Here is a 13,658-nt window from a genome sequence, read left to right as displayed (position 1 = left end):
AGGGAGTGTCATTTGATTACGCCGCGCAATTTCATATCAATGCTCGCATTTAATCAACGCTTCTCTTGAGATGGTGCGCACATTCCCTGACACTGGTATGACAGATTGCTGAGATGAGGTTGTTATGACGACGCCACTGTTTGTGTCCGCCGACTGGTTACAAGAGCACTACAACGATGAGCGGCTTCAGGTGCTGGATGCACGTTTGTTGCCACCCGGGATGGAAGCGGTTCGCGATATCCAGGCTGAATATCTGGCGGGTCATTTACCCGACGCCCCTTACTTCGATATTGAAGCGCTTTCCGATCACACCAGCCCCTATCCACATATGCTGCCGCGCGCCGAGACCTTTGCCGTCGCGATGCGAGAGCTGGGCGTCAGCAGTGATAAGCACCTGGTCGTCTATGATGAGGGCAACCTCTTTTCCGCGCCGCGCGCCTGGTGGATGCTGAAGACTTTTGGTGTGGCTCAGGTGTCGATTCTTAGCGGAGGTTTGCAGGGCTGGAAAGAAGCCGGTTTTGCGCTGGCAACGGGCGAAGTGAATCTGCCGGAAGGTGAGTTTGAGGCGCACGCGGATGAAAGCCGGGTGAAACGCCTGACGGATGTGCTGCTGATCAGCCATGAAGGCGGCGCACAGATTGTTGATGCGCGTGCCGCTAATCGCTTTAACGCTGAAGTGGACGAGCCGCGTCCCGGACTGCATCGCGGACATATTCCCAACAGTCTGAACGTGCCGTGGAATACGCTGGTTGAGCAGGGAAAACTCAAGCAGGAAGCAGAACTGCGCAGGCTGTTTGCCGATGCGGGGGTCGATATTGCCCAGCCGGTGGTCGCCAGCTGTGGCTCAGGCGTGACGGCGGTGGTGTTGATTCTGGCGCTGACCGCGCTGGGCGCACGGGATGCCACGCTGTATGACGGGTCCTGGGGCGAATGGGGCAGTCGCGACGACTTGCCCATTGCAAAATAACAAACAGGCGGCCTATGAGCCGCCTGTTTTTTTAGTGCGTCAGATAATCAGATAATCCGCTCACTGCCCTTGAAGTCACGCAGGAAACTGCCCCAGCGACGTTCGTAGAAGGGTGTGATGTGGGCGGTAAAGAAATGGCTGATGCCACGATCGTTCAGCGTCACTTCACAGATATCCACCGGCGCATCGTCCGGCAACGTATCCGTTGCCACACTGCCCGCCGCATGAATGATCGCCTCGATGTTGCTGTCCGCTTCAATACCAATCAGCAGATTAGGCGCTTCGTCGGCCCGCTCACGAATGCTGGCGATAAAGGCCCGCCGCACCTGCTTATGCTTACTGAACAGCTGAGTCAGCGAGTCGATCATCTGCGCAGGCGGTTCAGCGACCTCAGAAAGCAGCAGTGACTGTCCGCCTTCGAGCACAGTTTGCTGGCTTAGCGCACTGCCCTCTTCAGCCAGCAGATGGGTGATCTCGGCCGCAGTAAACTCTTTGCCGGAAGGCAGTTTAGGATTGAGAAACAGCGTCTCGCCGCGCGTAATCTCAAACAGCGTCCGTACCGGCAGACGCAGCCAGGACTGTTCATCACTCACCGCTTCACTCATCGCCTCTTCTGACGTGAAAAAAGGAATGATGCTGCTGCCATCCTCTTTTTCCCAGTGCTGCAGATCAACGGGCGTGCTGGCATCAAGCTGTTGCGTGGTGCTTTCGCCTGGAACAAAGACGTCAGATTCCAGCAGCAGTTGGAAAAATTCGGGCCGATGGGCAGGCTCAGTGGCCGCCAGCTTCAGCACCTCTTCAAGACGGTTCATAGTTTCCCTCTGAACAGCGGCAGCATCAGCCACCGCTGAGATCGGCTTATTTCAGTAACAGATTGGCGAGGGTACGCACGCCAAGACCTGTTGCGCCCGCCGCCCACTGGTCAACGGCGCCTTTGCGATAGGTCGCGGAGCAGTCGATGTGCAGCCAGCCCTGCTGATAGTTGCTGACAAAGTGTGACAGGAACGCTGCCGCGCTGCTGGCACCTGCCGCATGAGATGGACTGGCGATATTATTGAGATCGGCAAAGTTAGACGGCAGATGGCTGCGATGGAATTCAGCCAGCGGGAGACGCCAGAAAGGTTCATTCTCACTCACCGCGCTACCCATCAGCGACTGCGCCATTACATCATCAAAAGTAAACAGCGCATGGTAATCGTTGCCCAGCGCCGTTTTTGCCGCGCCGGTCAGCGTTGCGGCGTCGATGATCATCGTCGGATTCTGCTCGCTGGCGTCGATTAAACCGTCAGCCAGGACCAGGCGCCCTTCCGCGTCGGTGTTCATCACTTCCACCGATTTACCGTTGCGATAGCGAATGATGTCGCCCAGTTTAAAGGCATTGCTGCTGACCATGTTATCGGCACAGCAGAGATAGAGTTTGACGCGCTTGTTAAGACCCCGCGAAATCGCCATGGCCAGTGCACCAGTAACGGTCGCCGCGCCGCCCATGTCAGACTTCATCGAGTCCATGAAGCTGCTCTGCTTCAGGCTGTAGCCGCCGGTATCAAAGGTGATGCCTTTACCGACCAGGCAGGCGTAAACCGGCGCATTCTCGTCGCCGGTCGGGTTGTAGTCGAGCGCCAGATAGACCGGCGGACGATTTGAACCGCGTCCCACTGTGTGCAGACCCATATAACCCTGCACCCGCAGTTCATCGCCTTTGGTAATGCGGTAGCTGACGGCGTCACCACCTACTTCACTGATCAGGTCGACGGCATTGTGCGCCAGCTGCTCCGGCCCCAGATCTTCTGCAGGCAGGTTAATGACGTTGCGCACCCAGTCGATAATTTTCAGTCGGCGATCAAACTCCGCCTGCTCATGTTCGCCCAGCTCTGGCCATTCAACCTGACGCTGGCCTTTCGGGCCACGGAAGCCCTGCCAGAATGCCCAGCACTGCTCAAGGTGCCAGCCTTCGCCGGTCAGCGCCACATGGCGGATACCCTGGCCGTCGATTTTGTGCGCCGCACGCTGAATGGTATTCAGCGCATCCTCGCCGGTCAGATGCAGTGTCATGCCGCTGTCGTTGCTGCTAAGAATCGCTTTCTCGCCCCAGCGCGCATCGGCGGGCTGGCTGCTAAGCGTAATATTCATGGGTTGTGTGGTCATCGAAAAGCTCCGTAATCGTTATCTGTTTCATCCAGCCTGATTGTTATAACGGCTTTAATAAGATGTTAAATGTAATTCGCAGAGAGACCTGATAACAGATTCCGCCGGGCGTTGCCAGCGAAGTGCCCATATTGGCGCAGTTTCCGGACTATCGTCGGGTATCAGGATTTCATTAAGGCCCGCAGACGGGTCACCGATTTCTGCACCAGGGCAATGGCGTAGTCGACCTCTTCTTCGGTAGTGAAACGTCCCAGCGAGAAGCGCAGCGAACTGTGCGCCAGCTCTTCACTCAGGCCCAGCGCGCGCAAAACATAGGAAGGTTCCAGGCTGGCGGACGTACAGGCCGAGCCGGAAGAGAGGGCCAGATCTTTCAGCGCCATAATCAATGATTCGCCCTCAACGTCAGCGAAACTGAGGTTAAGAATGTTCGGCGCGCGCAGGTTATGATCGCCATTAAGGGTGACGCCAGGCAGTGTACTGATACCCTGCCACAGACGATCGCTCAGAGCCTGCAGACGTGCCATCTCGGTTTCGCGCTCTTCAGCTGCGATGCGATAGGCTTCGCCCATGCCGACAATCTGATGCACCGGCAATGTTCCGGAGCGCATTCCGCGTTCATGTCCGCCGCCGTGGATCTGCGCGGCGATCAGCACACGCGGCTTACGCCGGACATAGAGTGCGCCGATGCCTTTCGGGCCATAAAGTTTGTGGGCAGAAAAGGACATTAAATCGACCGGCAACTGGCTGAGATCGATAGGCAACTTGCCGACGCTCTGAGTGGCATCCACATGGAACAGAATTTCACGTTCGCGGCAAATTTCACCAAAGGCGGCGATATCCTGAATCACCCCGGTTTCATTATTCACGTGCATCAGAGTGACCAGAATCGTGTCGTCGCGCAGCGCCGCACGCAGCTTGTCAGGCGAGATAATGCCGTTAGCCGCCGGGGTAAGATACGTGACAGCAAAGCCTTCACGCTCAAGCTGCTGGCAGCTATCAAGCACCGCTTTGTGTTCTGTCTGGCTGGTAATGATATGTTTGCCGCGCGCCTGATGAGCGTGAGCTGCACCTTTAATCGCGAGGTTATCGGATTCAGTGGCGCCAGAGGTAAAAACGATTTCGCGCGGATCGGCATTGACCAGTTCGGCGATCTGATTACGCGCAACATCAACCGCTTCTTCAGACTGCCAGCCAAAACGGTGCGATCGCGAGGCCGGATTACCGAACGTGCCATCCAGCGTCAGAAACTGCATCATTTTGCTGGCCACACGCGGATCGGCCGGCGTGGTGGCGGCGTAATCCAGGTAAATCGGTAATTTCATTGCGCTACAGCTCCGTATAAAAAATCATACGTCTTTATAGCAGATTCGGCCCTGTCCGCGTTAGCAGTAAGGGCCGGAACAGCGGGGATTACGAGGCGCGTTGGTTGACGTTAATTTCCTGCGAACGCGGGCTCTGGAAGCGACGATTATCGATCGCATTCTGACGATCCGCCACATCCAGGATCTCCTGATTATTCACCAGTTCAGCCAGCGTAATATTGTTCAGGAAGTCACTGATGCGCACGCTCAGATCGCGCCACAGCACGTGAGTCAGGCAACGCTCGCCGCCCTGGCAGCCTTCTTTGCCCTGGCATTTGGTCGCATCAACAGACTCATCCACGGCGGTGATCACTTCACCGACAGAGATGGTGTTTGACTCTTTACCCAACAGATAACCGCCGCCTGGGCCACGTACGCTGGAAACCAGACCATTTTTACGCAGTCGGGAGAATAACTGCTCCAGGTAGGAGAGCGAAATGCCCTGACGCTCGGAAATATCCGCCAGCGGGACCGGACCTTCATGGGAGTGAAGGGCAACGTCCAGCATTGCAGTAACGGCATAACGTCCTTTGGATGTCAGTCTCATAGCGTACGACCTCAATAGCGTCCGGTTATCGGAGGATTAGCAACAGATGCTTTGAAGTCTGCCATTCCCGAGTAATTTGGTCAACTATTTAACCTGGTAAATTAGTCAGGTATTTAACCTGGTAATTTACTCAACTATTATCTGCTTCTTTTTTCTCGTTTTTACGCTTTTCAAACGACGAAAGCATGCCGCGCAGGATGTTGAGTTCATCTCGTTCCGGACGCGCGCGGGTATAAAGACGACGCAGTTTGCTCATCACCTGGCCTGGATTGGCTTCACGGATAAAGCCGCTGTTCAGCATCATCTGCTCCATATGCTGATAGAAGCGTTCAAGGTCATCTACCAGCGGATAAGGGGACTCTTCATACTTCGGTGCCGTGCTGGCCTGTTCCTGCGACTGTAACCACGCCATGCGCACTTCATAGGCAATAATCTGAACCGCCATCGCCAGGTTCAGCGAGCTGTATTCCGGATTGGCCTGAATCGCGACGTGATAGTGACATTTCTGCAACTCTTCGTTGGTCAGGCCGACGCGTTCACGACCAAAGACCAGCGCGACCGGAGCCTGCTGGCCCTCTTCCACGCTTTTCACGCCGCATTCACGCGCATCCAGCATCGGCCAGGGCAACGAACGGGAACGAGCACTGGTGCCGACCACCAGACTGCATCCGGCAATCGCCTCATCCAGCGAGTCGACGATTTTTGCGTTGCCGATAACGTCACTGGCTCCGGCAGCCAGGGAGATCGCCTGTGAGTCAGGCTTGACCAGCGGATTAACAAGATAGAGGTTGGTTAAGCCCATAGTTTTCATGGCGCGCGCAACGGAGCCCATGTTACCGGTATGAGAAGTCTCGACCAGCACGATACGAATATTTTGCAACATGATTAGGGATACTCAGAAACGGGTCAGTAAAAATCAGTAGAGAGAATCTTAACATAAAGCAGGACATTTACCGAACACGCTGCTATACTCCGCGCCGTTTTCCCCGTTCTTTAACATCCAGCGAGAGATACCGATGCATCCAATGCTCAACATTGCCGTGCGCGCAGCGCGCAAGGCCGGAAATTTAATTGCCAAATATTATGAAACCCCGGACGCCGTCGAAGCCAGCCAGAAAGGCAGCAACGACTTCGTAACTAATGTTGACCGCGAAGCAGAACGCCTGATTATCGAAATCATTCGTAAATCTTACCCGAAACACACCATCATCACTGAAGAAAGCGGTGAACTGGCGGGCGAAGATCAGGACGTACAATGGGTTATCGATCCGCTGGATGGCACTTCCAACTTCATCAAACGCTTACCTCACTTTGCTGTTTCAATCGCTGTGCGCATTAAAGGCCGCACTGAAGTCGCCGTCGTTTACGATCCCATGCGCAATGAACTGTTCACCTCTTCACGTGGTCAGGGTGCTCAGCTGAATGGCTATCGTCTGCGTGGCAGCACGGCCCGCGATCTTGATGGCACCGTTCTGGCGACCGGCTTCCCGTTCAAAATGAAGCAGCACGCACCTGCTTACATGAATATCATGACCAAACTCTTTACCCAGTGTGCTGATTTCCGTCGCACCGGTTCTGCTGCGCTGGATCTGGCCTATGTGGCTGCTGGTCGCGTAGATGGCTATTTTGAGATTGGCCTGAAGCCATGGGATTTTGCGGCGGGTGAACTGCTGGTCCGCGAAGCGGGCGGTCTGGTCACTGACTTTACCGGTAACCACGGCTATCTGCTGTCAGGTAACCTGGTCGCGGGTAACCCACGCGTAGTGAAATCGATGCTGTCGAACATGCGTGATGAGCTGAGCGAAGCCTTAAAACGCTAAGGTTTAGTGCAGAAAAAGGCGGCTTATCAGCCGCCTTTTTTGTTGCCTGTCATTAAGTGATGATTAACGACGTTCGTGTGTCAGCACCTGACGCGGCTGAGTACGACGACCTACCATACCCATTACACCGGCCAGTACGGCTTCGATGATCAGCAGAATCAGGGCATACCAGCTTGCTTTAGCGGTTGCAGCAGCAGCTTTCTCACCGGCTTCACGCGCTTTCTGTTCAGCCTGCTGTTTCAGTTCCTGATACTTCTGAACGGCCTGCTGATAGCTCTGCTCAGTTTTGGCGACGATCTGATCCACTTCCTGATCGTTTTTACCGGTACGCGCTTTGATAATATTTTTCAGCGCATCACGATCGGCTGCCTGCAGGGTATCTGAATGACGATCCATTACCCCTTTCACCCAGTTCGTCAGATCAGTATCGGCTGTCTGCGGATGGTTCGCAGTATTGTTAGCCTGGTTTTCTGCACTCTGCGCTTCTTTATTTGCATCCTGCTTCAAATTCTCTGGCTGTAATTCCGGTTTACCGGTCTGACGTAATGTCGTTTCCAGTTCGCTCTGCAGGTTATCTAAATTAATATTATTCTCTTGCAGTTTTTGTTTTGCCATTTGAGTAACCGATGGCGCAGCCGCGGAAATACCACTACCCAGCGCCTGGAAACCTGAACCCACAATATTCATCGCGCCACCTAATACACTGGTTGCCAGCATAATAGCCAGGTAAATAGTGAAGATTGTGCTAAGGCCAAACATCAGTAAGCCGTGCAGTGCGCCTTCTCGCTGAGCCAGCCGACCGGCAACATAACTACCTGCCGCCATCGCGACCAGCATTTCAATGGCTGTCCAGACCAGCGCGCCTGTACCAATACTGTCAAGAGGGTTCTGCTCTTTCATCGGATCAATGGTCGTTGCACCAATGGCTGTTCCCAGAAGCGTCAGAATGATATGAACGATTAACGCACATATGACACCTGCAAACACGGCGCTCCAGGAAATACGCTTTAACGGTAATCCAGCGGGCCCTGTCGCCAGCGTTTCGGTGTAGCCATTATTAATACGGGTATCAGCCATGAAATATACTCCTCGCAATAAACAGAAAGCTGTTCTGGTCTTTTATCATTCCGACGGCGAAAATGCCGTTTTGGTATTAACAGCGTAGACAGGGAAGTGTTATTTCTCCACTAAACAACCCAGAGAAAAAATTAAAGAGGTGAATTTAAAGATAATTAACGAAGAGAAGAACGCAGCGGCCATTTTATTTCCGCTGCGCTTGTTTTCAGAAAGGTCGAATTCCGCCGCCGAGCGTCAGCTGCGCTGACTGCCATAATGCGATACCCGCCACGATTAAAATCAGGCTGCCGGTTAAGGCCAGCACGGGGATAAGCAATCGCGTCATGCCTGGGGCAGCACCAGGCTGTGCCAGCCGTTGCGCCACCGAACGCGCCTGCTGCACCAGCAAGCCAATCGCCGAAATGGTCAGTGCCGTTCCCAGCGCCATTACCGCCGCAGAGAGAATCCCCCAGCCATAAACACCAATGACTTTGGCAAACAGCAGCATCATAATCGCGCCGGAACAGGGACGTAATCCCATCGACACCACTACCAGCAGCTGGGTTTTCCAGCTGACGTTGCCGCTCATCTGCTGCGGCGTCGGGAGATGCGCATGTCCACAGCCACACTGCCCGTCATGGGTATGAGGCTGGAAGGCGCGAAATACCGGAGCGGGCCGTGGACGTAATGTCAGCCACAGTGAACGCAGCGCCCGATACCCGATCATCACACCCAACCCAATTACCAGCAGATAACTGCCCTTCTCCAGCCAGAAACTACTGAGATGCAGCTGCCGCGACGACGTTTTCAGTACAACCAGCATCATCGTCACCAGCACAATCGCGACCGAGCCCTGCAGCAGTGAGGCGAGCAGCGTCAGCCTGATACTGGTTCTGACGCGGCTCGGATGGGTCGCCAGAAAAGTTGAGATCACGACTTTGCCATGGCCCGGACCCAGCGCGTGCAGCACGCCATAGAGCAGACTGAATATCACCAGCGAGAGGCCAGCCTTGTGTGGCTGCTCCGACACCTGCTGTAACAGCTGGGTCATCTGCCGGTGCAGGTCTTTCTGCCACAGCACGCTCTGCAGCAGAATCTGCGACCAGTAAAGCCAGACCAGCAGCGCGCCGCCGAGGAAGAGCCCTGCTATTAGCCAGAGTGGCCAGAGTCGGGTGGCCCGTAAGGGTGTGAAGATCACTGACATGTCAGCACCACCGTTTGTGCGAACTGGCGGCCCAGATCCATCTCTTCGGCCGGGGCATCCGCTTTATCCAGCGACAGGGCATATTGCTTCAGTGAGTCGTTGGGCTTTGGCGTATTAAGGGCAAACTGGCAGCGCGCCTGCAGCGGCGGTGGCAGCGTCAACGCGCCGGGATTGTCATAGAACATATCGACGAAGTAGGTGGGATCAAAGGTCAGGATTTCAAAGCGCTGGCCAGTGAGCTTTGGGGGTTCCGCCAGCGGCAGAATAAATTCCAGCACCGCTTTGTGGCCGTTACGTGACAGATTGTATTCCGTTGGCAGATTCAAAAACTTTACCCGCTGTTGGTTGTGCCAGATTTCAGAAAAGTAGTGCTGGCCCAGCACGTTCGCCATCACGCCCGCCGCCAGTTTTTTCCACACCACGCTGCCTGGTTTTGCGTCACCCGCGTCATACAGCAGATCGGCGGAGGTAATCTCATCCATCGTCCAGGTCATCTTTAATCCGGTAAAGGTATCGCCCTGCACCACCAGTTCCGTTTTCATATCGATGAAGCTGTGAGGATGTGCCAGCACAGCCGGACTTAATACCATTAACAGAGCAAAGAGTGCGCTTTTCATAATGTTATAAAGTAACGTTTCCGATTAAAAGGATCTATAAGTAACAAAATTATGTGACCCGCCTTAAACCTCCGGCAAATAAACCGCGTAAACCGCGCAGGCGCTGACCGGGTTGACTATTCTTAGCTCAAAATAGCCTGCTGGAAATCTGATTGATGAGTTCTGCTACCCCTTTGGCACCACTCTTCTCCCGTTCACAGCGTCAGTGCCATCTTTTATTGCTGCTGTTTCTGCCGACACCTTTGCTTACGCTTGAAAAAGTCTGCCAGCTGAATGGCGTCGATCCTGCCGTTGCCCGGCAGGATATCGCGGATGTGGGCCTTGAGATACAGCGATATCACCAGCTGGAATTGCACCAGATGGTGGATGGCAGCTTTCGTCTTCATGGAACTGAGTTGAATCGGCGCCTCTGTCTGTTGCACAACCTGCGTCGCAGTCTGCGTTTATCGCAAGACTTCGTCTGTGAGCATTTTGCCGCTCCTCTGCGTCAGCGCCTGAAAGTCATGAAGATTGAGAAAGCGCTGTGGGATGAGACCAATTTACAGGCACTGATACAGCACTGCAGTCTGCGTCTGAAGCGTGACTTCAGCGAACGAGACCGGCTGTTTCTGCAGATTTTTATGAAGTACGGGTTGTGCCAGCGCCAGCCAGTGCTGTTCAGCGAGGCGCAGTGTCTCTGGCTGCAACAGAAACCTGAGCGGCAGGCCGCCGAGGATGTGATTTACCACTGGCGCAAACGTTGCCATATTGCCCCGCCCGTCAGCGAAGCCGACTTCTGGACGCTGCTGTTCAGCCAGATCCATACGCCGGTTGTGGACGCGATTGCGCATCCTGCTGAGCAGCAGTTAATGAACGCCACCCAGCAGCTGATTAATGATTTTGAAGCCTGTGCCGGGATCACCTTTGCTGACCGCGATGAACTGCTGCACCAGCTCTATCCGCATCTGGCGCAGGCGCTGGATCGTACTCACTTCAATATCGGTATCGACAATAGCGTGGCACTGGATGTCAGCCGCCTCTATCCTCGCCTGCTGCGCACGACGCATGAGGCACTTCAGGCTTTTGAGCAGCACTACAACATCGCTTTTACGCCGGAAGAGGTGAGCTTAATCACCATTATTTTTGGTGCGTGGCTGATGCAGGAGAGCGCGCTGCAGGAGAAGCAGGTGCTGATCCTGACCGGCGACGACGCCGATCTGGAGCAGGATGTGGAGCAGCAGATCCGGGAGATCACGCTGCTGCCGATCAATATCACCTATCAGGACGTTAAGCAGTTTCAGCAGGATGGCGCGCCACGGGATGTCGACATCATCATTTCGCCCTACCCTACCTCGCTGCCCTTGTTCTCTCCGCCGCTGGTGCATGCGGAACTGCCGCTGACGTTACACCATCAGCAGCGCATTCGTTATTTACTGGAGTCGTAGCCCGGACGCAGGAATAGCGCGGGCAGCGCGACCAGCGCCATCACCCAGAACAGATGCCCCTGCAGATGGGCGAACAGCACGCCGCAAATCATCGTCATTATCGCAATACCGCCGCCCATCGCCAGCGCGGAATAGAGCGACTGCAGCCGGATCACTTCCGCGCCCTGACGCGCCGCGATAAAGCGCATCGCCGCCAGATGACAGACGGTGAAACTGCCACAGTGGAGGATTTGCGCCACAATCAGCAGCGGCAGCGCGGTCGTGGCACCCATCAGGCTCCAGCGAATTAGCGCACAGATGCCCGAAAGCAGCAGCAGCTCGCGCGCGCTCCAGCGGCGGAACAGCCGGTTGCTCATGGCAAACACCACAATCTCCGCCACCACGCCCAGCGACCAGAGATAGCCCACCGTCGAGGCGGAATAGCCGCTCTCCTGCCACCAGATAGCGCTGAAGCCATAATAGGCGGCATGCGCGCCCTGCAGCAGCGTCACGCAGAGCATGAATCGCCATACCGCATTCTCACGCAGTAACGCACGCCATACCTGCCAGCCGCCGCCCGCCGCGCCCTGCCGCTCATTGCCCTGCGGCTGAATGGCGGGTGTCAGCATCATGCCCGCCAGCATAGAAATGACACCGACGGAAAGCAGCAGCAGAATGGCGTTAGAGGAGTAAGCACTGACCAGCACGCCAGTTAACGCGGAGCTGATCACAAAGGCCAGCGATCCCCACAGCCTGACCGGCCCGTACGCCAGCCCAATCTGCTGTGTCCAGGTAGCGGCCAGCGCATCGCTGAGCGGGACCAGCGGCGAGAAAAAGAGGTTAAAGCCGATCATGACCGTCAGCAGCCACATCCACTGCTCACCCACCCAAAAACCGGCGGCGAACAGGCAGGTCATCAGCGCCAGCAGACGCAGCGCCATAATCAACCGTGAAGGATTTTTGACCTGAGAAGCGATAAGCAGACTGCCGACAAAGCGTGCCACCATGCCACAACCGAGCAGGAGGCCAATCTTTTCAGCATCCAGGCCGGTGCCTTTCAGCCACACGCCCCAGAATGGCAGATAGATGCCGTAACAGAAGAAGTACGTGAAGTAGCCCAATCCGAGCCATCTGGCGGAGCCGATTGCCATATTCCCTCCAGCAGGTTTGCTGCCTGGCAGCATGAGTGGGCGCTACTCTGGCAGAGCCCTGCGCGACAGGCAATAAAAAAGGATGGCAACTGCCATCCTTTTTATGCTGTCTCACAACAGGTTAACGATTAAGCGTAGACCGGCAGACGGCTGCAGATTTCCAGCACTTTCTTTTTGGTGCGCTCAATGGTCGCTTCGTCATTGACGTTATCCAGCACATCGGCGATCCAGCCAGCCAGTTCGCGCACGTCCGCTTCGTTGAAACCACGACGCGTAACAGCAGGTGTACCAATACGGATACCGGAAGTGACAAATGGGCTTTTCGGATCGTTAGGTACGCTGTTCTTGTTAACCGTGATGTTGGCACGGCCCAGCGCCGCATCGGCTTCTTTACCGGTCAGGTTTTTGCTCACCAGATCGATCAGGAACAGATGATTATGGGTGCCGCCAGAAACGATGTCATAGCCACGCTCAATCAACACCTCAACCATCGCTTTGGCATTTTTTGCCACCTGCTGCTGGTAGGTTTTGAATTCCGGCTCCATCGCCTCTTTGAAAGCAACCGCTTTACCGGCGATAACGTGCATCAGAGGACCGCCCTGACCGCCAGGGAAGACAGCAGAGTTCAGTTTCTTATAGAAATCTTCGTCGCCGTTTTTCGCCAGAATGATGCCACCGCGTGGGCCAGCCAGCGTTTTGTGGGTGGTAGAAGTCACGACGTGTGCATGCGGGATTGGGCTTGGGTAAACATCTGCAGCAATCAGGCCAGCAACGTGCGCCATATCCACAAACAGCCATGCACCGACGCTATCCGCGATTTCGCGCATTTTCGCCCAGTCGCAGACGCCGGAGTAAGCTGAGAATCCGCCAACGATCATTTTTGGTTTGTGGGTTTTCGCCAGTTCAGCCAGTTCGTCGTAGTCAATTTTACCGGTCTCATCGATACCGTAAGCAACCACGTTATAGAGTTTGCCGGACAGGTTAACCGGTGAGCCGTGAGTCAGGTGTCCACCGTGCGCCAGGTTCATCCCCAGGATAGTATCGCCCGGCTGCAGTAGCGCGGTGTAAACCGCGAAGTTAGCCTGTGAACCTGAATGTGGCTGCACGTTAGCGTAATCGGCACCAAACAGTTCTTTTGCGCGATCGATGGCCAGCTGCTCAACGATATCAACGTACTCACAGCCGCCGTAGTAGCGTTTGCCCGGATAGCCTTCAGCGTATTTATTGGTGAGCTGAGAACCTTGTGCCTGCATAACACGCGGGCTGGTGTAGTTTTCAGAAGCAATCAGTTCAATGTGCTCTTCCTGACGCACTGTCTCCTGCTCCATCGCCTGCCACAACTCGGCATCGTAATCGGCAATGTTCATATCACGCTTTAACATCCGGA

Annotated in this window: 13 protein-coding genes; 3 read left to right on the top strand and 10 right to left on the bottom strand. The window is 55.1% G+C overall.

Translation table 11 applies throughout. The features are described 5' to 3' along the window. Window positions 1-124 precede the first annotated feature (124 nt). The gene (sseA, locus tag AC2LB6_RS09615) at window positions 125-967 is read left to right on the top strand and encodes a 3-mercaptopyruvate sulfurtransferase (RefSeq protein WP_490093322.1); all 843 of its coding nucleotides are present in this window, start codon (window positions 125-127) and stop codon (window positions 965-967) included. Window positions 968-1,014: 47 nt separating this feature from the next. Here the strand turns inward: sseA and sseB are convergent, their stop codons facing one another. The 5 genes from sseB to trmJ all read right to left on the bottom strand — a co-directional run bounded on the left by sseB (window position 1,015) and on the right by trmJ (window position 5,903). Continuing rightward, a complete protein-coding gene (gene sseB / locus AC2LB6_RS09610; protein WP_490093321.1) occupies window positions 1,015-1,779 on the bottom strand; it encodes an enhanced serine sensitivity protein SseB in 765 nt (254 codons plus the stop codon). 46 nt (window positions 1,780-1,825) lie between these two features. Then, a complete protein-coding gene (gene pepB, locus AC2LB6_RS09605) occupies window positions 1,826-3,112 on the bottom strand; it encodes an aminopeptidase PepB (protein WP_490093320.1) in 1,287 nt (428 codons plus the stop codon). Between the two features lie 161 nt (window positions 3,113-3,273). After that, complete coding sequence (locus tag AC2LB6_RS09600; RefSeq protein ID WP_490093319.1) at window positions 3,274-4,434, bottom strand: IscS subfamily cysteine desulfurase; 1,161 nt, start codon at window positions 4,432-4,434, stop codon at window positions 3,274-3,276. An 88-nt stretch (window positions 4,435-4,522) separates the two neighbouring features. Continuing rightward, complete coding sequence (gene iscR, locus AC2LB6_RS09595) at window positions 4,523-5,020, bottom strand: Fe-S cluster assembly transcriptional regulator IscR (RefSeq protein WP_090958642.1); 498 nt, start codon at window positions 5,018-5,020, stop codon at window positions 4,523-4,525. A 130-nt stretch (window positions 5,021-5,150) separates the two neighbouring features. Beyond that, window positions 5,151-5,903, bottom strand: a complete 753-nt coding sequence (gene trmJ / locus AC2LB6_RS09590) for a tRNA (cytosine(32)/uridine(32)-2'-O)-methyltransferase TrmJ (RefSeq protein WP_490093318.1) — start codon at window positions 5,901-5,903, stop codon at window positions 5,151-5,153. Between the two features lie 133 nt (window positions 5,904-6,036). Between trmJ and suhB the strand changes: the two genes are divergently transcribed. After that, the gene (gene suhB, locus AC2LB6_RS09585) at window positions 6,037-6,840 is read left to right on the top strand and encodes an inositol-1-monophosphatase (protein ID WP_008926709.1); all 804 of its coding nucleotides are present in this window, start codon (window positions 6,037-6,039) and stop codon (window positions 6,838-6,840) included. A gap of 63 nt (window positions 6,841-6,903) precedes the next feature. On the opposite strand, the gene AC2LB6_RS09580 is transcribed toward suhB, so the two are convergent. The 3 genes from AC2LB6_RS09580 to AC2LB6_RS09570 all read right to left on the bottom strand — a co-directional run bounded on the left by AC2LB6_RS09580 (window position 6,904) and on the right by AC2LB6_RS09570 (window position 9,717). Then, window positions 6,904-7,917, bottom strand: coding sequence for a TIGR04086 family membrane protein (locus AC2LB6_RS09580; protein WP_490093317.1), 1,014 nt, complete (start codon window positions 7,915-7,917; stop codon window positions 6,904-6,906). Window positions 7,918-8,122: 205 nt separating this feature from the next. Beyond that, the gene (locus AC2LB6_RS09575) at window positions 8,123-9,100 is read right to left on the bottom strand and encodes a nickel/cobalt transporter (protein ID WP_490093316.1); all 978 of its coding nucleotides are present in this window, start codon (window positions 9,098-9,100) and stop codon (window positions 8,123-8,125) included. After that, the gene (locus AC2LB6_RS09570) at window positions 9,091-9,717 is read right to left on the bottom strand and encodes a DUF1007 family protein (protein ID WP_490093315.1); all 627 of its coding nucleotides are present in this window, start codon (window positions 9,715-9,717) and stop codon (window positions 9,091-9,093) included. Before AC2LB6_RS09570 ends, AC2LB6_RS09575 begins: the two co-directional genes overlap by 10 nt. A 155-nt stretch (window positions 9,718-9,872) precedes the next feature. On the opposite strand from AC2LB6_RS09570, the gene csiE reads away from it, so the two are divergent. Further along, window positions 9,873-11,141 carry a stationary phase inducible protein CsiE gene (csiE, locus tag AC2LB6_RS09565; RefSeq protein ID WP_490093314.1) on the top strand — a complete coding sequence of 423 codons (1,269 nt, stop codon included), beginning with the start codon at window positions 9,873-9,875 and terminating at the stop codon, window positions 11,139-11,141. On the opposite strand, the gene AC2LB6_RS09560 is transcribed toward csiE, so the two are convergent. After that, window positions 11,123-12,271, bottom strand: coding sequence for a 3-phenylpropionate MFS transporter (locus AC2LB6_RS09560; RefSeq protein ID WP_490093313.1), 1,149 nt, complete (start codon window positions 12,269-12,271; stop codon window positions 11,123-11,125). The genes csiE and AC2LB6_RS09560 overlap by 19 nt on opposite strands. A 128-nt stretch (window positions 12,272-12,399) precedes the next feature. Then, window positions 12,400-13,653 carry a serine hydroxymethyltransferase gene (gene glyA / locus AC2LB6_RS09555; protein ID WP_090958621.1) on the bottom strand — a complete coding sequence of 418 codons (1,254 nt, stop codon included), beginning with the start codon at window positions 13,651-13,653 and terminating at the stop codon, window positions 12,400-12,402. Window positions 13,654-13,658 lie beyond the last annotated feature (5 nt).

This window comes from Pantoea sp. RCC30.1, from assembly GCF_058148845.1.
The sequence above is the reverse complement of the archived record's forward strand: the minus strand, read 5'-3'. Positions and strand labels throughout refer to the sequence as shown.